General features: G+C 60.2%; 1 pseudogene. It reads right to left on the reverse strand.

Going from position 1 to position 236, the window contains the following annotated elements:
* Position 1 precedes the first annotated feature (1 nt).
* Positions 2 to 236: pseudogene (locus tag SB786_RS37665) on the reverse strand (phosphohydrolase); the annotation flags it as partial.

The following is a 236-nucleotide window of genomic DNA, read 5'->3' on the forward strand; positions in this document are numbered from 1 at the left end:
CTTAGCTTTCGAACGGCGCGGCGAGCAGCAGATCGCAGACATCGGGGATTTCAATGCCCGGCGCGAGGCGACGTCCAATGTCGGCCAAACCCGTTCCAATCGCAGTATGGGGTTTCCGTCTCGCCACTTCGGCGAGTGCTTGCGTGAACGCCTGTTTGAAGCCGAGCCGGGGATAAAGCGCGAGGGTGTCGTCGATCAACTGCGGAGATATCTCGTCCATCCTGAGTCCCATCACG

Origin of the sequence: Burkholderia sp. SIMBA_062 (assembly GCF_046534765.1) — a bacterium.
GTDB classification, from domain to species: Bacteria; Pseudomonadota; Gammaproteobacteria; order Burkholderiales; family Burkholderiaceae; genus Burkholderia; species Burkholderia ambifaria.